This window comes from Vibrio sp. K4 (assembly GCF_051122595.1).
Lineage (GTDB): Bacteria > Pseudomonadota > Gammaproteobacteria > Enterobacterales > Vibrionaceae > Vibrio > Vibrio owensii.
The window spans coordinates 2,826,444-2,846,523 of the sequence record NZ_CP178577.1 but is presented as its reverse complement, the minus strand read 5'-3'; the positions used below and the strand labels follow the sequence as shown (position 1 = coordinate 2,846,523).

Annotated in this window: 18 protein-coding genes and 1 pseudogene; 13 read left to right on the top strand and 6 right to left on the bottom strand. The window is 40.7% G+C overall.

What is annotated here, in order from left to right:
* Entirely contained in the window at nt 1-1,113 is a 1,113-nt protein-coding gene (locus tag ACLIIY_RS12765) for a hypothetical protein (RefSeq protein WP_434527688.1), read from the top strand.
* A gap of 172 nt (nt 1,114-1,285) precedes the next feature.
* Here ACLIIY_RS12765 and ACLIIY_RS12760 read toward each other — a convergent pair whose 3' ends face one another.
* The 3 genes from ACLIIY_RS12760 to ACLIIY_RS12750 all read right to left on the bottom strand — a co-directional run bounded on the left by ACLIIY_RS12760 (nt 1,286) and on the right by ACLIIY_RS12750 (nt 4,208).
* Nucleotides 1,286-2,302: a DUF6035 family protein gene (locus tag ACLIIY_RS12760; RefSeq protein WP_434527687.1), complete on the bottom strand. Its 1,017-nt coding sequence runs from the start codon at nt 2,300-2,302 to the stop codon at nt 1,286-1,288.
* Nucleotides 2,302-3,591 (bottom strand): hypothetical protein, encoded by a 1,290-nt coding sequence (locus ACLIIY_RS12755; protein WP_434527686.1) that lies wholly within the window; start codon nt 3,589-3,591, stop codon nt 2,302-2,304. Before ACLIIY_RS12755 ends, ACLIIY_RS12760 begins: the two co-directional genes overlap by 1 nt.
* Nucleotides 3,592-3,716: 125 nt before the next feature.
* On the bottom strand, nt 3,717-4,208 hold the full coding sequence (locus ACLIIY_RS12750; protein WP_434527685.1) for a hypothetical protein: 492 nt from the start codon (nt 4,206-4,208) through the stop codon (nt 3,717-3,719).
* A 173-nt stretch (nt 4,209-4,381) separates the two neighbouring features.
* On the opposite strand from ACLIIY_RS12750, the gene ACLIIY_RS12745 reads away from it, so the two are divergent.
* From ACLIIY_RS12745 to ACLIIY_RS12720, 6 genes are all read left to right on the top strand, one after another.
* Nucleotides 4,382-5,737 (top strand): tyrosine-type recombinase/integrase, encoded by a 1,356-nt coding sequence (locus tag ACLIIY_RS12745; RefSeq protein ID WP_434527684.1) that lies wholly within the window; start codon nt 4,382-4,384, stop codon nt 5,735-5,737.
* Nucleotides 5,738-5,739: 2 nt separating this feature from the next.
* A complete protein-coding gene (locus tag ACLIIY_RS12740; RefSeq protein WP_434527683.1) occupies nt 5,740-8,163 on the top strand; it encodes a hypothetical protein in 2,424 nt (807 codons plus the stop codon).
* Between the two features lie 16 nt (nt 8,164-8,179).
* The gene (locus ACLIIY_RS12735; protein WP_434527682.1) at nt 8,180-8,728 is read left to right on the top strand and encodes a hypothetical protein; all 549 of its coding nucleotides are present in this window, start codon (nt 8,180-8,182) and stop codon (nt 8,726-8,728) included.
* A 50-nt stretch (nt 8,729-8,778) separates the two neighbouring features.
* Nucleotides 8,779-9,699, top strand: coding sequence for an IS5-like element ISVa2 family transposase (locus ACLIIY_RS12730; RefSeq protein WP_010446562.1), 921 nt, complete (start codon nt 8,779-8,781; stop codon nt 9,697-9,699).
* Between the two features lie 95 nt (nt 9,700-9,794).
* A complete protein-coding gene (locus tag ACLIIY_RS12725) occupies nt 9,795-11,414 on the top strand; it encodes an integrase (protein ID WP_434527681.1) in 1,620 nt (539 codons plus the stop codon).
* A 10-nt stretch (nt 11,415-11,424) separates the two neighbouring features.
* On the top strand, nt 11,425-11,907 hold the full coding sequence (locus ACLIIY_RS12720; RefSeq protein ID WP_318418506.1) for a hypothetical protein: 483 nt from the start codon (nt 11,425-11,427) through the stop codon (nt 11,905-11,907).
* Between the two features lie 52 nt (nt 11,908-11,959).
* Here ACLIIY_RS12720 and grcA read toward each other — a convergent pair whose 3' ends face one another.
* Nucleotides 11,960-12,337: an autonomous glycyl radical cofactor GrcA gene (grcA, locus tag ACLIIY_RS12715; protein ID WP_044176678.1), complete on the bottom strand. Its 378-nt coding sequence runs from the start codon at nt 12,335-12,337 to the stop codon at nt 11,960-11,962.
* Between the two features lie 191 nt (nt 12,338-12,528).
* Nucleotides 12,529-12,741 (bottom strand): annotated as a pseudogene (locus ACLIIY_RS12710) (autonomous glycyl radical cofactor GrcA); the annotation flags it as partial.
* Nucleotides 12,742-13,067: 326 nt separating this feature from the next.
* On the opposite strand from ACLIIY_RS12710, the gene nfo reads away from it, so the two are divergent.
* From nfo to ACLIIY_RS12695, 3 genes are all read left to right on the top strand, one after another.
* Entirely contained in the window at nt 13,068-13,955 is an 888-nt protein-coding gene (nfo, locus tag ACLIIY_RS12705; protein ID WP_039842361.1) for a deoxyribonuclease IV, read from the top strand.
* Nucleotides 13,956-14,359: 404 nt separating this feature from the next.
* Nucleotides 14,360-15,040, top strand: a complete 681-nt coding sequence (gene ung, locus ACLIIY_RS12700; protein WP_009707708.1) for a uracil-DNA glycosylase — start codon at nt 14,360-14,362, stop codon at nt 15,038-15,040.
* 143 nt (nt 15,041-15,183) lie between these two features.
* Complete coding sequence (locus tag ACLIIY_RS12695) at nt 15,184-15,735, top strand: hemerythrin domain-containing protein (RefSeq protein WP_009707707.1); 552 nt, start codon at nt 15,184-15,186, stop codon at nt 15,733-15,735.
* Between the two features lie 229 nt (nt 15,736-15,964).
* Here ACLIIY_RS12695 and ACLIIY_RS12690 read toward each other — a convergent pair whose 3' ends face one another.
* Nucleotides 15,965-16,150: a DUF3545 family protein gene (locus ACLIIY_RS12690; RefSeq protein WP_009707706.1), complete on the bottom strand. Its 186-nt coding sequence runs from the start codon at nt 16,148-16,150 to the stop codon at nt 15,965-15,967.
* A gap of 722 nt (nt 16,151-16,872) precedes the next feature.
* Between ACLIIY_RS12690 and ACLIIY_RS12685 the strand changes: the two genes are divergently transcribed.
* The 3 genes from ACLIIY_RS12685 to ACLIIY_RS12675 all read left to right on the top strand — a co-directional run bounded on the left by ACLIIY_RS12685 (nt 16,873) and on the right by ACLIIY_RS12675 (nt 20,035).
* Nucleotides 16,873-18,309 carry an alanine/glycine:cation symporter family protein gene (locus ACLIIY_RS12685; RefSeq protein ID WP_009707705.1) on the top strand — a complete coding sequence of 479 codons (1,437 nt, stop codon included), beginning with the start codon at nt 16,873-16,875 and terminating at the stop codon, nt 18,307-18,309.
* A 110-nt stretch (nt 18,310-18,419) separates the two neighbouring features.
* A complete protein-coding gene (gene yaaA / locus ACLIIY_RS12680) occupies nt 18,420-19,196 on the top strand; it encodes a peroxide stress protein YaaA (protein WP_009707704.1) in 777 nt (258 codons plus the stop codon).
* Nucleotides 19,197-19,399: 203 nt separating this feature from the next.
* On the top strand, nt 19,400-20,035 hold the full coding sequence (locus ACLIIY_RS12675) for an alternative oxidase (RefSeq protein ID WP_005434918.1): 636 nt from the start codon (nt 19,400-19,402) through the stop codon (nt 20,033-20,035).
* Nucleotides 20,036-20,080: the final 45 nt, after the last annotated feature.

Here is a 20,080-nt window from a genome sequence, read left to right as displayed (position 1 = left end):
ATGATCAATTTTGACAATAGACTTAAAAGTTTAAAGGATCGAAGACAGGGTACAAGAGAGCGTGTACTACTTGAGAATAGCCTTTCTCAATATGATTCCCGAGATTTACGCACTCAAGAGAGTTATGAAAGATTATCTGAAAGTGCTGCGATTAAATATGCGGTTGGTGCAATGGCTGCTGTTGATAGTGATTCAACTCGCATTTCAATACAAGAGGGAGAGCGAGTTGCTGATACATTGATATCGATGCTTGGTAATGCTGGCATCCGAGCGACGAAAGAAATCCAAGGTTCGGTTGCCCTAGATATACATATTCAGGGGCATTCTGATGTAGATATGCTGATCTTGAAAGAAGATATTGTTTTGGTTCAAACTCCAAAATTAGATGGTTCTTCATGTGTAGCCTCTGACCAACGACCAATGAAAGATATCATTAGAGAGTTAAGGTTAACATCTGAACAGAAATTAACCTCGCGATATTATGAGGCGACAGTTGATTGCTCGGGGAATAAGTCCATTGCTTTGAGTGGTGGAAGCCTCAAAAGAAAAGTCGATATAGTTCCTGCATGTTGGTATCACACTCATGACTATCAACGCAGTGGTTTGAAGCATGATAAAGAGGTACAAATTTATCATAAAGCTAATCATGATTTAGTTGGCAATAAGCCATTTATGCATATCAAGAAAGTGAATGATAAGGACTCTATTTACTCGGGCAACTTAAAGAAAGTTACAAGACTAATGAAGAACTTAGTTGCTGATATGCCTGATTATAAAAAAGGGAAAGCGAAGAAATTGTCAAGCTATGACCTTACAGCGCTAGCATATGACATGGACGATCAATTAAGTTGCCCATCCTATATGTCATTAGCATTAGTCGAAAGGCTTAGAGCGCACTTATCATTGCTCGTTTCATCAGAAACGCTTCGAGATCTGATTTTGGTGCCTGATGGCAGTAGAAAAGTATTCAACGAGGAAAGCAAGCTAGAAGCACTGCAAATTATATCAAATGAAGTTGACGATTTAGCCAAAGCAATTTACAAGAGCATAGCTCCGTTATCACATATGGTATATGACTCATCCGCACTGAATCATAGGCACGTTTACATATAATCGTTTTCGTCGCGGTGATGAGGTGAGGTGCGTGTATCTGCGTCATGCTTGATGATAAGCCTCCAAGGTAAATCTGCTCACAGCCATAAAAAATAGCCCGCCTTGGCGAACCATAGCGGGCTAAAAATACACGGTAGGCAGTAACAGGCGCATTCAAGCCGAATACACACCATCAGTATGCAATGTTTTTTGATTTGCTCGTTAAGCATATGCTACATCTTTTTTGACCGTCTAAAACTAACGTATCGGTAGGCATTTTACAGTGAGAGCAAACATTAGGGTTGTCTTTTCTCTTGGTTAATGTCAACTGAGACTTGAGTTCCCCTTCCATCATCTCTACATCTTTGTAATATGCTTTTAAGTAGTAATCGTGAAAAGTTAGCTTTGAAAAAGGCACAAGCTCGTTTTTCCATTCGTAGTTTAGTTCACCTGCTTCGATATATGGCTCTCGCCAATGAACATCGATCCACAACTCTCCAGATTCTAAAGTTTTTTCTTTTGCTTCTCGGCTTAACACAAAAACATTGACTCGATTTCTGTATGCAATATCCAAATCGGTGAAACGCTTACCATCGAAATCAAGTAAAATCCAAATAACGAAAGTGTTATTACGTTGATAAAAGAGTTCACGCGCAGCTATAACGCTTATAAAAGTGGTACTCATTTGCAATTCAAAAACAACTCGCTTCGTTTGCCCCATATCGTCATAAAGTGCTGATACATCGGGTATACGCCACTCTTTACACATTATCTGGTTAGGATCGTCAGATGAATCTCGAAAAGTAGCTTCCACTTCACATTGTGAAAATCTCGATAATCTATCTTTCTTGATAGCCTGATAGATGAAATCCTTTGACTCTCTATGAGCTTTACCCTCTTTTTGACCATTAAACTTCATGGCTAAAATTTGCTCTTTTTTAAGAGTCGAATCTTTCTCTTGCAGGGGGCATTCGGCATTGATGCGCTTGTGTTTATAGTGATCAATTGTCCGAGGTTGATTCGAACGCAACACTACAGGTTGATAGCAAACAGAGCACAGGTAAGTCCTCAGTCCATCTTCAATAAGGCTTCTTTTTCTGAAAAACTCACCTTGTTCAATTCCATCAAGCTGATCTGAAACCAAAATAATATCGTGAGTTTGAGGATCATAAATGTGTGTGATGAGGCGTTTCTTAAAATTTGCATTCATTACACGTTTCCATTTTTTGCAAGAATTTTAAGTTGTTGATTTTCCTTGAACATTCTAAATTTTTCTTTTTTGTAGAACTCAACACCTTTCTTTTCTTCCTCTAGTTCTTTCCGCTTTCTTTCAAGCTCTTCTTCCAATGAGGTAAGTTTGTTCTGAGCTAATCTAGCTTTGTTCTCATAGTCAACATATGACTCAGAGATTTGTACTATTTTGCTGAGTTCGTCCTCTATGTTGCCAAAAGTGCAATCGAATCTTGCCAGGATGCTTTTTAACCATTTGGCATTTTGGATTTCGTCTTGAATTGATACTTGTTGTTGCTTCAATCTGTTAATTTGGGTTGTTAGCCTGTTTTTTTCTTGTTTTTGTTGTTCTAAGTGCTGTTTGCCTAATGCATAGGAGCTGCGCAGTTCATTTAATTGGAAGTTTAAACTTGCCGTGGTGGAGCCACTCAATAGTTCACTTCGTTGCTGTTTAAGTTTGGATATCTCTGCTAAAAGATTACGCTCTTCACCTTTTAGTGACTCAATATTCCGATTTAAATCATACTTATGCTTCTGGCTTTGAAAGCGATGTAAGTTATCTTGAGCGGTGATAGTATCTCTACCAATTTGTTCTAGAGTGCTATTCGAGATGTTAATTCGTTCTTCAACCTTACTTAGCTCATCCAAGGCTATTTGTCGTTCGTTTTGAATAGAAGCAGCTTCTATGGATGCAATATTTCTTGTTAAAGGGTAAAGCGGGTTGAATGCAAGCCATTTACAGAGTTTGTGAAACTGGCTGTTTAACACGGAGTCTCTTAGATAAGAAGTGAAATCACTTGATGGTACGGTTAAACCACTGAGGTTTACTTCAATGACACTTTCAAAACGTTGTCTAAGCTCTAAAATTTGCTGCTTATCTGTTTCAGAATCTTCTAAGGCAATGGTTAGGTAAATGGTTTGGTTATCGGTTAGTGTTAGCTCGATAAGAGGGCGCGTGTTGTTATCTACTAACAAGGAGCAGTGAACTATTTCGACACCAATGCTATTCGTGCAAGAGTAATCAATAGGTAGTGCTAATCTTTTTTGCTCGGAGATCAGGTTACTTAAACGCTCGCATACTTCAGATAAGACTAAGTAATCACACTGATTATCTGAATGTTGGAATAGCTGGAAGGTTTCCTTACGACTAACAGTGTTGCCACATACACGGCAATTGGCTGATAAAATGAGGCTATGTTTAGCGTCAACTAAAGTACCGTTGTCATTGAGACAAAACCTGATTCCCATTCTTTGAGTGCTGCACAGCATTCCCTATCCCCACTGAGCTAAAAAGAAGTCAATTCAACGTAACCAATAATACTAAACTTATGATATTGAATGAATATTGAAGTGCTGATTATGCAAAGATAATCGATATCAACCGCAGTAGGTGATCACAACTCTTCTCGGTCAATAAGATGCAGGTTCCTACCAATCCTTATGAGATCTTCATAGCACCAAAGTTTTTTCGCCAATCTTAATGGATACCCCGTATCCAGCGTGTTTTCGAGAATAAGCTCTTCGGAGTGTTCTACATGGATAAATTCAATGACACCGAACTCAGTTGAATATTCACCTGGTTCACCCGTTGTAGCGACGATTAGGCGCATCGGAATTTGTGAAATTACCCCCCATCTAGAGAGAGCGTCTTCAAACGAGATATAGACCTGATGATTTTTACGCAGTTCGATAGCTAGAACCTCGATGAAGTCAGCATTAATCTGCTTTGCCTTGTAAACAAATACTTCGTTTGAGATATTCGAAAGATACGGGCTGCGTGAGAGGATTAGACTGATATCTTCAGAAAGGTAGAGTTCGCAGATTTCACTTTTGCTGTAAATGAGTCGCTTCTCACGGCGGTACTTCATTTCCAAAATCATTTTCATGTAAAGTCCTCATTCACAACGTCATCCTTAATTCATTTTGGCACAGACTTTGATGTTATACGCCTGAAAATTCTTCTATATTATGACCAAATACTAGTATTGGTCACATAACGTACTGTTTAAATTGTGCTAAATTGTAATGTATGGATAGTTTTATGACTTTGGTGTGAGAGATGTCGGTAGAAGAGTCTTTGGATTTGAGTGCAGTTGATGAGACTGAGTATGAGGTTAATCAAATCAAGCTAAAGTGCGATTTGTATCCTGAGCTAAGGGTAAGGATTAATGATAGCGGAGAGATTGAGCCTTATGCAGTTGCTCGCTCTGAGAAGAAACTAGTTGTTCTTCCTCAGTTAGTCGATGTTCATGGTAATTTAATTTATCCCCAAAACCTGTATTTAACTAGCTGCGCTAGAAGAAGCAAATCAATAGATACTTCAGTACAAGCCCTCCTGATGTTTACTCGTTGGCTACGGGCTAACAACAAATCATATCGTGATGTATTTGCCGACCCTAAGGATGGAGTGCCTTGGCAGTTCGCCAAGTTCCTAAAACGAAGTATTCGTACTGACATATATGATGACAGAACGAAGACGATTGAGCTTTCCACTGCCAAAACTTACATAAGAAAAATCATCGATTTTTATAAATGGTTAAATCGAGAAGGTATTTTTACATGGTCTGACAATAAGCGCCCATTCCATTTTTCTTACAAACGTATACCACGAACAAAATCACGAGATGATATTGATATGTTGAGTCATACGAAGAAGAACATAGAAATAATCGTGCAAAGTGCTGATGTAATGAATATTTTCCCATCATCTGCCAAATTAAATCCACATCAAAAACTGAAGCCTTTAACAGAGAATCATTTGAAAATATTGGAGTCGTATATTCAAAGTGATGGTTTTTCTTGGCGAGACAAGCTGATGTTTGAACTCTCCTACAAAGGTGGGCTTCGGGTTGAGGAAGTGGCAAGTCTCAATGAAAGCGCAATCTATCAACCTAAGTTGGGAGAGAAGGAATGCAATCTTTCATTGCTAGTCGCAAAAGGTGTTGATGTTAAAGGGGATAAGTCACGAGTCACAAAGATACCTGCATCATTAATGAGCGAGTTGTTTGACTATAAAATCTCTTGTGATCGCTTGGCGATAATTAAAAAAGTGCAAGAGTCCTTATTGGAAGATGAGGGGGAGCCACGTTTATTTTTAAGTACACGGACGCAATCAGGTCAAATCTGCACGAACACAATACAAAGCTCCTGGTCAGTTCTAAGAAAAAAAATAAGACTGAAACATGGTGACTGGTACTACAAGTATCATGATCTCCGTTCGACCTTTGCAACCGATTGGTTGCTAAATAAGGCTCGAAATAGTGGTTTACCATTTGACTTTTATTTTAGTGAATTGCAGACCTTGCTTGGTCATTCTGAGTCCACTGATACCATGATTTATATTGATTTAGCTAAAGATGCTGAGATGAGAAAAGAAGCTGCTGAACGTCGAAACTCTGAAGCTCAAGGAAACTGATAATGGCGCGAAGTAAAGTTGGGAACTTAATTGAACGTGATCTTGCCACGACACCATCGGTGAAAGGCAAGACAAAAAACATTATCCACTACGTACAACAGCATGAGAGTAAGAAAATATCGCTAAAGCCTTTGGACCATTATCATTGTAATGAAGCTAACCCGTTGGTTACTTGCCTTGATAGGCGCGTAATCACCGATAAGCTAAAAGATGTAATCCGAGATGACTTTGAGATGGATAGAATCAGCAACGGACGACAGTTGTTTTTTCTTCTACGATCTTATCTCTCTAATGCTGATCGACTTGATTTACCTCCATTTTCAGAAGAAGCGTGGAAAGCATATTTTGGTGCCAATGGCTATTTGTGGAAGTTAGTTGATTACGGTAAGCGCCTATATACGCACACTTTTATGTATGACCATAATCAACCTATAGGTATTGCAGAAAAGACCGCCGCAGGGAAAAAGCGTCTTTTGATACGAATGTTTTCGAGAATAAACCTACCTGTATTTGATTGGGATATGGGTTTAAAAGAATTCTCAGTTTCAGGAGCAGTAAAGAGACTTAAGGAGCCTTATTCATCTAACGAACAAGAAGTAGCTCTAAAGCGATTGCATGATAAATTTTTCTTGTTAGCTCCGTTGCTTATCGCCGAACGTAATCTGGCTTCAGGTGGTAGACGTTCAACCATATTTGAAAAAGCAAGTGCCCTATTGCTTGCTAATAAGAAGCAAATGGATGTTGAGCTAGGCTTTCTTGAGGAAATGGAATTTCATCAAGTATTCAATTTCACCATGACCATAGCCTACCATCTTTTCTGTCATTATACGGCTTTTAACGATTCTGTTGTTACGTCAGTAAGGCGACCAATTGAGTTTGTCACTGAAAAGCGAGAGGGGAAAGTCTCTCAATATGCTCAGATAAAAGGTTACAAGAGTCGAGCCTACAAAGAAGTGTATGCTCTTGTCATAGGGGATGCTTCCAATCTTGAAGAAGTTTCTGCTCGTGTAGATAAGCGAACAGGTGCTTCATTTTTGAATATGTTACTTGAGTTGTCGCAAGCGTATAACGCAGAGCAACATGGTTTACTGCTATTCGAAATGGCTCGTGATGGTTCTCTGAGTGGGTTAAAGACAGATCTTGAATTGGATTTTATCTCAAGAAAGTTAGAGCTGTTTGCCGATAAGCGTCTCGGATTGGCTGAACGGCTTTCAGAGAGCATTCAAAGCCTATTTTATGCTCATTATGTCGAGTCAGTAAAGACGATCATTGACGAGCAAGGTATCAGACGAGTATCCAAAGAACGAAAATACTATCGGTTTAACTCGAATCAGTTTTCTCAATTAATACCGAACCTTTCGCTCGCATTTTTTCAATGCTTTAGTCCTCAAACATTAAGATATGCGCAACTGCCTTTGTATTATTCAGATGTGGATGATAAAGGGAAAGTCACAGTGACATGCGTATCGAAGTTCGTGGATAGTGCAGGAGAAAATAATAACGGCATTATTACATTTTATGCCGATGAAAGATTTGTACCAGTGATGAAGAAACTTGAGGAATGGGCAAGTAGACGTAATCCAGTTTACAGGAAGCGAGCCAAAGGTAATCAATATACGTCAGGTAGTGAAGAACCAGAATTCAATTATGAATTAACAACACGCACACCATACCTCTTTCCTCAAGGACGCATCGGGGAAACGAGACCTTATAATGAATACCCTGTTACTGCTACGATGTTGAGAGAATTGGGGATAACACCTAGCCATTTTTTTAACACATTGAATTCTAGCCGATTTAGGTTAACTGTTGCAGATAATGAATATCGATATGGTTCAGTTGTTTCAGCGATGGCAACCCTTCAAAATTCAAAGAGGGTATTTGAAAAGCATTATGCTAATGGGCATAAAGGGCAAAATAACGAAATTATTGCTCAAGCTCTTGATGTTATAGAGCAAATTATCAAAGGCGTTGAACTAGAAGAAGCGAAAGAAAAGGTTCGAGATAACTGGAAGATCGAAGTATTAGCCTTTGATGAGTACAAGCGCAGAGGTAAGCCTACTAACCCAAATGGAACGTGCTGTGATGGTATCCCACAGTTTGAGGGTAAAGAGGATGTTTTAGCTCAATCAAAAGCTACGGATCTTGGTGTTACTAATCAATTAGATAAGACACATTGTTATCAATATGATAAGTGTCATGAATGCATGAACGCCAAGTTGGTTGATGATCCTAAGCAGGTCTACAAGTTATTGTCGTTTATCGAATCATTAATCGATGCCGCAGACCGTTACCCTGAGAATGAAGAGTTGGAAAGGCGTATCGCATCATTTGAAGAACTAGTGTCAATGAACATTTCAGAGAGCGTTTTAGAGCAAGCAGAAGAGATGCTAGAGGAAAACGGACGCTATTTCATGTTTGAATAGGTATCAGGACAGAACCATGAAAAATATCAAATTAGCAAATGGTGCAGTTATTAGCTCAGAAGAATTCCTAGAGGATATCAATGCAATTGATCATATCCAGGATGTTTTATTGCCTGCAATTGAGCTAGGTGATTGGGAACATTTGGAAAGCCTTGCGGTAGTAAATGATACTGAGCACCCAATATTGTTTTCAGATAACACTTGGGATTTGAGTCGATTAGGTCAAGGGTATCAATCGAATAGGTTGCTATTTAACCACTCCACAAAAAAATCCTTTGATGGATACATATTACCTCGAAATATCCGCAATGAAATTAAGTGCTTTGCTGCTGTTGAATTATTTACCGACTACGGCAGGTACACTTATTTATCAATAGTCGATACGGTTAGCAAGTTAACTCTTATTGCTAAACACGCTACAGATATTGGGATCAACAGCTTTTCTGAGATCGATGAAGATGTCATTTATCAGTTAAAAGATAATGGCTTGGTTATTGATGATAAAGGGAACAAAACTCTTTCTGCCATCAATAGACGGCTTTGTTGCGTAATTCGATGGAACTAAATCAAGAAACTACGATCTGAGCGGCTACGCCCATCAATCGTCGTAGCCTCATGCCTAAACCTCGTTACAAAACAACTAACTGGAAGCAGTACAATAAATCCTTAATCAACCGTGGTTCTCTGACCTTTTGGATTGATGAGGAAGCGATAGCTGAGTGGAAGCAAAACAAACAAGGCAAGCGTGGTAGACCTCGCCGATTCAGCGACTTAGCCATTACTACCGCACTGATGGTGAAACGCGTTTTCTCTATGCCCTTGAGAGCGCTGCAAGGTTTTCTAGACTCCGTATTTAAGCTGGCTAACATCCCGCTTGTTTGCCCGCACTACACCTGTATAAGCCGCCGAGCTAAGGAAGTTGAAGTTTCATTTAAAACCAAAACCAGAGGAGCAATACAACATCTGGCCATTGATGCCACTGGCCTCAAGGTTTATGGCGAAGGTGAATGGAAGGTCAAGAAGCATGGAACTGATGGGAAGCGAAGAGTCTGGCGTAAGCTGCATATCGCGGTAGATACAAGCACCCACGAAATAGTCGCAGCAGAGCTGAGCTTATCTAACGTAACTGATGCCGAAGTGCTCCCCAACTTACTCAAGCAAACACGTCGTAAAATCATTGAGATATCAGGCGATGGCGCTTATGACACAAGGAATTGCCATGATGCCATACGGATCAAGCGAGCTGTTCCGCTCATCCCGCCAAGAGAAGGAGCAGCCTTCTGGGAACAAGGGCATCCTCGTAACTTAGCGGTAGGTTGCCAGAAGCTCTACGGCTCCAACAAGAAGTGGAAAAAGCGGTATGGCTATCATAAGCGCTCTCTGTCAGAGACCGCAATGTACCGAGTAAAACAGTTGCTAGGTGGGAAATTAAGTCTAAGAAATTACAACGCTCAGGTTGGCGAGACTTACGCCATGATCAAAGCACTGAACAAACTTACAGGGCTTGGTATGCCTGAAACTCAGTATATTGTATAACAGTCGCTCAACTTTAGGAGGTTTGGTTTCTCGTCTGAATTACGCAACAAAGCCTCAATAGACTAGTGCAGTGTCAGGATTTACTACCATTTCACATGGAAATTAATCGTAAGTTGCATCCAAAGCTATTTAACTTGGCAGTTAAGAAACCTGATCAGCATTTTGCTATTCCTTTTAGAATCTACTTTGAGATGCTGAAATCTGCTATTGATAGTGTCAGTGAAGCTTATAAGTATCGAATGGAGTTAGAAAGTGCTGTTGAGACGTATCTATATCGCTCTGAAATGATAAAAAATGAGTTATGCCATAAACTAAGAATGGGCGAGTTAAGTTTATCGTCTGTTTTAACTAAAGGGTGCTCAACTGAGAATGTTGTCGAAACCTACCGAGCTAAGAATGTTGAACTGATTGATTATGGAAAAGATGAAAACTGGTTAGATGTATGGGTGAGTTGTTCCTCGACATCATTAAATGGGAGTAAAGCAGGCAAAGGTAAATATGGTCTGAATTTAAAAGTTGGAAAGAAAACTTTTTCTAGTCGCTTGGCATTTTCTGAGTATCTTCGAAATTTACAAGCCCATGCTACTTTCCTTGCTATGGCTTTGAGTGGAATGAGAATCAGTGAATTATATGAGATATCTCCTGTTTACGGTGCTCAAGATCATATAAAGATAGGTTCCAATACAATTTATGCTTTTACTACAAAACAAGAGAAGCTGACTCTTGATTCTCAAACTACTGACGATACTTATATAACCAATTTTTTGGGGTATAAAGCATTTCATGTCTTAAATGCAATTCATAGACCATACAGAAAACGGTTTCAAAATAACGCTGAAAGTAAATTTTTTGCCGCTCTAACGGAGGTTTACTTTCCTAGACCCATAGAGAAAGTTGGCTTAGGGCAAACAATTCGAGAAACGATAAGGCGTGTAAATAGAGACACATTTTTGATGTCAGTGAATGATCTCGATAGCCTTAGAGCCTCAAACCCTGAAAATACTAATCTTCCTAACGTCGGAGATTACTTTCCTTATACAAACCATCAATGTCGAAGGAGTTTTGCTTATTACTTGATTGGACTTGAATTAATGGACTTCCCGCAGCTAAAGCAGCAACTTGGGCACATATCTATCGCAATGACGCGTTGGTATGCAAGAAATGCTAATTCGCTTAAGACGATTTATTCAGAGGTTAGAGAAGAAAGGATTAATCGCTCTGCAACCGTGTTTGCGGATAGCTATCAAAAATTAGCGAACCGAGAACGATTAGCGGGAGGTTTAGGAAAAAGTTTATCAAAAGAGTTAGTTGAAAATGAAAACTATTTTAAAGAAGGTTTGAATAACCGAAAGCTATCTGTTGATTATTGGAAGAATGAAATTAAAACAGGAAAAGTACATATACACGCAATAGGTAAAGGGATGTACTGTACGAAGAGACAGTGTGCAATGAGAGCTTCGATTGATCTATCAGAATGTACTGATTGTGCTTGGGATCTTATTGATGATGCGAGTTCTGCTGAGTCAATACGAATGACGGCAATGAGAAATCTTATGATCTTAAGAGATAGTAATGATCTGAATGGAAGCTCAGCATCTAAGTTAGTTATGGATATTCGCTCCGCAGAAAAAATAATGACAGATTTGAATTTTCCATTTGAATCCTTTCATGTTCCATTGGATGTGGCAAACATGATCCCTGTACGTAATATTTGAGGTTTGAAGTATGGCTCGTAGCAAAGAGAAAACCAAGAAAGCTTTCTTAGAAGCGATTGATCGAATCAAACGTAAAGCCTACACTTGTCAAGAATTGCGTGAAAAATCAATTGTAAAACTTAATAGATCTAATGTTGAGAAAGAAGCTGGATTATCACCAGGGGCATTACGTCACCACTCTGACATTGTTGAAATTATAGAAGGTGATGAAGATGATAGGGTTAAAATATCTCGTCTTGAAAAGGAACTTGAAATATCAAAAAACAAGATAAAAAAATTAGAGGCTGATAACTCAAAACAAAAAAGAGCCGCGATGTTAGATAGTGAAGCGTTGAATGAGCAGTTGTCTGCTTACCATCAAACGATTGCTGCGTTGTTTTTTAAGATCCCTCTAGCTGAAAGAGAGGGACTAATGAGCAAATTAGATGATCGAAGTTCCAATGTTAGTGGAAGTGTTACGAATATAAACGCTTACCGTCGTGAAAAAGAATAGACGTAAAAAAGGCGCTTAATAAAGCGCCTTTTGCATCTGTATGATTGCCTAATTATAGACTTTCAGTAAATGTACGAGCGATAACGTCACGTTGCTGTTCAGCAGTTAGTGAGTTGAAGCGCACTGCGTAGCCAGAAACACGGATAGTTAGCTGAGGATAGTTCTCTGGATGAGCAACTGCATCTTCTAGCGTTTCACGTTTCAAGACGTTCACGTTCAGGTGTTGGCCGCCTTCAATCTTAGGAGCCGCTTCAATTGCAACTTCACGAGACTCGTACTCACCTAGATCGTTAATTGCGATAACTTGGTCTGCTTCGTAACCAGCAGATGCAGCAACACAACGTGCTTCGTTTGTTTCTGAATCCAATAACCAGATTGAGTTCAATAGGTCGTCGTTTGCTGATTTAGTGATTTGAATACCTTGGATCATGGTTCAATTCCTTCGTTTGGGTTGACTATTTTTTATGATTTATTCGCTTGCTTGAAGCATGTATTTCTAGAAAATTATGACTAATGAAAAATATGAGCGATTTTCTTTTTTTATGACTAACTAACTTGTTGATTAATTTTGGTTATTTGGTCATAAGTCATACTTTTTAGTAGTCTAACTATCCAATATTACAGGTGTTGACCACCTTCGATGCGAGGAGCAGTTTCGATTGCTACTTCACGGCTTTCGTATTCACCTAGGTCGCTGATTGCGATAACTTGGTCAGCTTCGTAAGTTGATGCTGCTGCAACACAACGCGCTTCGTTCTTCTCGCTATCTAGTAGCCAGATTGAGTTTAGTAGTTCGTCGTTAGCTGCTTTAGTAATTTGGATACCTTGGATCATCACTATCTCCTAGACCACTTACGTGGTGATTATTGGTGTTAATTTTCGAATTTTTGTCGAGCTAAGTATTATATAGCCAATATCCATTATTTTAATATTGATTTAAGTCAAAAAACAACCAAAAACCTTAATTTTTTGAAGGTGATTTTCTTGAGTTAAATCAATAAAACGTTTGAAAACATACTATTTACAATTTATTTGATAATATAAAAAATATTTAAAAGTTAATTTTGTTGTAAATTTACTACAAAATTAGCTCAAAACTTAACCTTGTTTACGCAACTGCCTGTATTTAGGTAGCCATACTGAAAGTCTAAAGTGATTAAATGACAAACATGAAAAACAAGTTTGGAAACAAATTTATTGGTGCTCACGTATCTGCGGCTGGAGGGGTTGACCAAGCGCCTCTTCGCGCTCGTGAAATTGGTGCGAATGCGTTTGCTCTGTTTACTAAGAACCAACGCCAATGGGTTGCAAAACCACTCGAAGAAAAAACCATTAGTGCGTTCAAAGCAAACTGCAAAATGCTTGGTTTCGGCGCCGAACACATTCTTCCCCATGACTCTTATCTGATTAACTTGGGCGCTCCAGAAGAAGAAAAGCTGAATAAATCCCGCGCGGCATTTATTGATGAGATGGAGCGCTGTAACCAATTAGGTTTAACCTTGCTCAACTTCCACCCTGGTAGTCACTTAAAGAAAGTGTCGGAACAGGAGTGTTTGGCGACGATCGCCGAGTCGATCAACCTCGCGCACAAAGCAGTGCCAAATGTGATCGCTGTGATTGAGAATACGGCAGGTCAAGGCACTAACTTAGGTTGGAAGTTTGAGCATTTGGCTGAAATCATCGATCAAGTGGAAGACAAAGAACGTGTTGGTGTGTGTCTCGATACTTGCCATACGTTTACCGCAGGTTACGATCTGCGTACTAAAGAGGATTGTGAGCATACCTTTGCTGAGTTCGATCGTATCGTAGGCATGCACTATTTAAGAGCAATGCATCTAAATGATTCAAAAGTCGAATTCGCTAGCAAGGTTGACCGTCACCACTCATTAGGCAAAGGCGAGATCGGCTGGAGCTGTTTTGAGTACATCGCTAAAGATCCACGTTTTGATGGTATCCCTCTGATTTTAGAAACAATTGACCCAGATATTTGGCAGCAAGAAATCAACACTTTACGCCAATTCCACATGGAAGAAATGGTTAATTCCTAACGGGATGGCAAAGTTGGCATCCTTCTTTCTTAGCTAAAACTATTGAGCGGTTATGCGCTTGTTTTAAACGCCTGAACTCAACGTTGTAGTTAGGCGAAGCTAGTTAGGAGGATGACAATATGTCTCGACCAGTTTCTTTTATCCCAGCGACACACTCTCGACGAGTATTACGTTTACCTACTCCAAACCGCCATATCTCAGGACAAGGACACTTTCGAACGCCGCAGCGTAATTAGCGTCATCATTATTAGTATTGGTTATTTTGGTTTTAGCTAAACCAGCAAGATCAACGCGGATTGTTTGTTCATCAGTTTTTGAGAAGCCGTCTCAAGCTGGTGGTAAGTTTTTGTTTGTTTGAGTTTCGCTCGTTAGAATAGAGGGAAACATTAGGACAGGAACTTTCCATGAATCAGTTACCCACTTGGCACGATGTGATCGGCGAAGAGAAAGAGCAGAGCTACTTTGTCGATACTTTGAATTTTGTTGAAGCAGAACGAGCGGCAGGCAAAGCCATTTATCCGCCAGCGAAAGACGTATTTAATGCGTTTCGTTTTACCGAGTTCAAAGACGTTAAAGTAGTGATTCTGGGGCAAGACCCTTACCACGGTCCTAATCAAGCGCATGGTTTGTGTTTCTCAGTGCTGCCTGGTATTAAAACGCCACCATCTTTGGTGAATATGTACAAAGAACTGGCGCAGGATATTGAGGGTTTCCAAATTCCTCAACATGGCTTTCTACAAAGCTGGGCTGAACAAGGGGTGTTGCTACTCAATACCGTGTTAACAGTAGAGCAGGGCAAAGCACACTCACATTCGAAAACCGGCTGGGAAACTTTTACTGACCGTGTTATTGAGGCCATTAACCAGCATCAAGAAGGTGTGGTGTTCCTGCTGTGGGGGTCGCATGCGCAGAAGAAAGGTCGTTTTATCGATCGCAATAAACACCATGTCTTGGCAGCGCCGCATCCATCGCCGTTATCGGCGCATCGTGGATTCTTTGGTAGTAAGCCATTCTCGCAAGCGAACCAGATTCTGCTTCAGCAAGGTAAAGAAGCCATCAATTGGCATTTACCTATGACGGTGTAAATCTCAATTTCCTTCTTATATATAGAGAAATAAATCAGTACAGCGATCGTCGGAAGACGATCGCTGTTTTTTTGAACACCGTCGAGTCAGGTATTGGGTTTCTCATATACACTTATAAAAAGTAGGTGTTAAGGAGAGACGCTATGATGATCGAAAGAATTCGACGCGAACACGGCTATATGGTCCGTCTGCTGGCGATATTGCGCCACAAATTAAATGAGATTAAACAAGAACGCGCCATCAACTATGCGTTGGTGAGTGAGATCGTGGATTACCTCTCTAACCATTCTGAAAAAATTCACCACCCTAAGGAAGATATCCTCTATCACTATTTCCTCGAACATTATGGTCAGCAGAAAACCATGGAAGACTTGGAGTTAGAACACCAAGTGCTGGCGAGCAAAACCAAAGAGTTCTCACTGTTGATAGAGATGATCTTGCAGGATGCGGTTGTCCCTCAAGAAATGTTCATAAACCAGCTAGAAGACTTTATTGTGACGCAAAAACGCCACCTTGAGTTGGAAGAGCGCCAGATTTTACCTTTGATTGAAGAGTTATTTACTTCCCAAGATTGGCAATACGTTGAAAGCTTGTGGCATGAGAATGAAGATGACCCAGTCTTTGGTAACACCATTGCTGATCGATATAAACAACTTGCCGCTCGAGTGCATCAAAACGATGTTGAGTTCGTCTAAACCAGAAAAATGGCAAAGTAAACGATTGCGTTTGTGTGGTTTATTTTGCCACTTTCTTATTTGGTGAGAATTGTTTGGAAATTACTTCGTTACAAATATGAGTGAAAACAGAGGGAAATTCTCAATAGGTAAGAATGGGTGACATGCTTATGAAACTCGCATAAAAGTCACCCAATTTTGCTGTATCTATAAAAGACAAAAGGCACCATTGAGGTGCCTTTTGCGCAAATTATAGTTTGATGTCATCCAGAGTGATGTCGTGACAGACGTCCAGTTCACGCAGCTCCTTGAGCAAGTTGCGTCTATCGTTCATTTCTTCAATTTCTCGCCACTTACGCTTCACTGGTTTCGCGCGAGATTTGCTTGTTGAGGTAGTATCCAGACCAAACAGGTCGTCGAGTTGAAAGCCTTCCATAAGCCACCTTTACCTTTTTCTATCTAAACTGTTGTAACCAGTCCTTGTGGAGCTTTTTTAGTACCACAATAGGCGTGAGGATAACCATGATATATTTCGCATTTGTGTCGGTAACATGACATTTTCGTGCAAAAATACTTACAGAATCACATTTTGCATGCGTTGAAAATGCACAAAAAATAAGCGAACGATCTCACGAAAACGATTAAATGAAGAGATTTGGTATGTTAATTCGAACGGCTTATTTTACTCAATTTTTGAATACTAAGGTTGCATAGCATCGCTTTGATGAAAATGTATCCAATGGTAACAAACCAACACAGGAAATTTTTATCAGATACCTTGTGATTACTAGCCTCATCAAAAATAAATGGTATGTCATTTCGTTAACGGTGTTGGTGCTTTTTATGTTGAGTTTTGATAAACAAGATGTTGCTGTTTGTGAGCGTTAAGTTTTCCTTTTATGTTAACTTTTGGTGACTTTATAGTGAAAAATAACAAGGTTATTTTACTGGTTGCATATTGATTTTTGCTTGTCGAGGCTGCATTATCCGCCCGTCAAAAAATACGCTGGTACGTAAAATGGATGCATGAAGCGACGTTTACGATTCTAGATTGCGCAATAAACATTATTCAAAAAGCTAAGCAGACTTTGACACTTAGCATGCAATCTGGTGGATGGCTCGGAAGCAAAGACTGGCGCAACTCACTTTGAGGTACACATGACAGACTTAATCAATTTGATGAACGACCTCCTTTGGGGCTCGATTCTTGTTTATCTTCTTGTTGGTGTAGGAATCTACTTCACCGTTCGATTGGGATTCATTCAATTCCGCCATTTCGGCCACATGTTCTCTGTTCTAAAGAACAGCCGTAAAGCAGACAAAGCTGGTATCTCTTCTTTCCAAGCGCTTTGTACTAGTCTTGCTGCACGTGTTGGTACGGGTAACATGGCGGGTGTTGCAGTTGCACTGACTGCGGGTGGCCCTGGTGCAATCTTCTGGATGTGGTTGATTGCGATGCTTGGTATGGCGACGTCGTTTGCAGAAAGCACACTGGCGCAGCTATACAAAACCAAAGATGATGATGGCAACTACCGCGGTGGTCCTGCTTACTACATGGAAAAAGGCTTGGGCATGCGCTGGATGGGCGTGTTGTTCTCAATTTTCCTAATCATCGCTTTTGGTTTGGTATTTAACGCCGTTCAAGCAAACTCTATCGCGAATGCAATGAGCAACGCATTTGGTTGGGATGACCTTTACGTAGGTATCGCAGTTGTTGCTTTGTCCGCTGTCGTTATTTTTGGTGGTATTAAGCGTATCGCGAAAGTTGCTGAGTTGGTTGTTCCTGTAATGGCTCTGGCTTACCTCGTTCTTGCGATGTTCGTAATGCTTTCTAACTTAGAGAAGCTACCAGACGTTCTAATGCTTATCTTCAAGAGCGCATTCGGCCTGCAAGAAGCAGCTGCTGGTGGTCTTGGTTATGCCATCGCACAAGCGATGATCAACGGCATCAAACGTGGTCTATTCTCGAACGAAGCGGGTATGGGTTCTGCGCCAAACGCGGCAGCATCAGCAACGCCTTACCCACCACACCCAGCATCTCAAGGTTATGTACAGATGCTAGGCGTGTTCATGGATACGATCGTTATCTGTTCGGCGACAGTTGCTATCATTCTGATGTCAGGTGAGTACGTAGGTCAAGCAACTGAAGTTACGGGTATTGAGCTCACTCAGCGTGCATTGAGCTCGCAAGTGGGTGATTGGGGCGGCATCTTTGTTGCGGTTGCGATCTTCTTCTTCGCATTCACCTCAATCATTGCTAACTACTCGTACGCTGAAACAAACCTAATCTTCCTAGAGCACAACCACAAAGCGGGTCTAGGTATCTTCCGTATCGTTGTACTAGGTATGGTTATGTTTGGTGCGCTAGCTTCTCTACCTGTGGTTTGGTCACTTGCTGACGTCTCTATGGGTCTGATGGCGATTGTGAACTTGGTGGCGATCATCTTGCTATCTGGCATCGTGATTAAACTGGCGAAAGACTACAACCGTCAGCTAAGCGAAGGTAAAGTACCAACGTTTGATCCGAATGACTTCCCTGAGCTGAAATCTCAGCTAGAGGAAGGTATATGGGATAACAACAAGAAAGATAGCTAAGTGATGTCCAATCATCGTTGAAAGCTATCAACACGATTCAAAAAGCCATGCAGACAATGCATGGCTTTTTTTGTACCCTAATGGAAAACAAAATTAGGGAAGTTAAAGTCATGCTTATCGTCGTTTCTCCAGCTAAAACGCTTGATTACGAGTCTCCACTTGCAACCGAGAAGTTTACTCAACCAGACTTGGTTAGCTATTCAAAAGAGCTGATCGAGGTATGCCGTAAATTAACACCTGCCGATGTTTCATCACTGATGAAAGTGAGCGATAAAATCGCTGATTTGAACGTTGGTCGTTTCCAAGAGTGGAGCGAAACCTTCACTACCGACAACGCGCGCCAAGCGATTCTTGCGTTTAAAGGTGATGTGTACACTGGTCTTGAAGCGGAAACTCTTTCAGATGCCGATTTCGATTACGCGCAAGATCATCTACGAATGCTATCTGGCCTTTACGGTCTGCTTAAGCCGCTTGATTTGATGCAGCCATACCGTCTTGAGATGGGCACTAAGCTAGCAAACGACAAGGGCACTAACCTTTACCAGTTCTGGGGCAATGTCATTACCGATAAGTTGAATGAAGCGATTGCTGCGCAAGGCGACAACGTACTGATCAACCTAGCATCGAACGAATACTTCAAAGCGGTGAAGCCAAAGAACTTGGATGCACAAGTGATCACGCCAATCTTTAAAGATTGTAAGAATGGTCAATACAAGGTGATCAGCTTCTACGCGAAGAAAGCGCGCGGCATGATGGCTCGCTACATCATCGAAAACCGTATCGAAAGCGTTGCTGACCTCACTAAGTTTGATGTTGCGGGTTACTACTTCGTTGAAGAAGAGTCGACACCAACTGACTTGGTGTTCAAACGAGAAGAGCAAAACTGATTGAAGTAAGTCCATCGCGAGTGGATGACTCAGCGAAATAAAGTACGCCAAAAAGCCGGATAGTTATCCGGCTTTTTTTATGCCTATTCGATCTGATCTTAATCGAAGTTATTACATAAAAAGTTTATATCTTAAAAAATAGTTGAGTAACAACGTTTAAAGTTGTATTTTAAATGCAACTTTAAACGTAAAGGAGTTCTCCTATGTCAGACTTCAAGCTCACACACAAAAAAGCCTCTAAGTTATCGGAGTACATTGCACTGCGTATTACCAAGTTGCTTAAATTCACTCTGAACATCTTTTATGGCAAGAAATACGCGAAGCGCGCTGTGATTCTCGAAACCATAGCTGCTGTGCCGGGGATGGTGGCTGGGATGTTCAATCACCTTAAAGCGCTGCGTCGAATGAAAGACGATGAAGGTTGGATCCGAGAGCTCCTCGATGAGGCCGAAAACGAGCGTATGCACCTGATGATTTTCCTCGACATTGCCAAGCCGAGTTTGGTTGAGCGTTTATTGGTGTTGTTGGGGCAAGGTGTTTTCATTGTCGTGTACAGCTTCATCTATCTGCTGTCTTCTAAAATCGCGCACCGTGTTGTGGGGTACTTCGAAGAAGAAGCGTGTAATAGCTACACTGAGTACCTAGAGAAAATTGATAGCGGGGAAGTGGAGAACGTACCAGCTCCGACTCTGGCTATCGATTACTACAAGCTGCCTGCCGATGCGATGCTAAGAGATGTGATTTTGCGGATTCGAGAAGATGAAGCGGGACACCGTGACCGTAACCATGGCTTCGCGGATGCCTATGAAGACAAAACTCTTCCAGCTCATCAGTTATAGATGAAAAACAAAAAGAGCCGCGATTGCGGCTCTTTTAGATTTGGA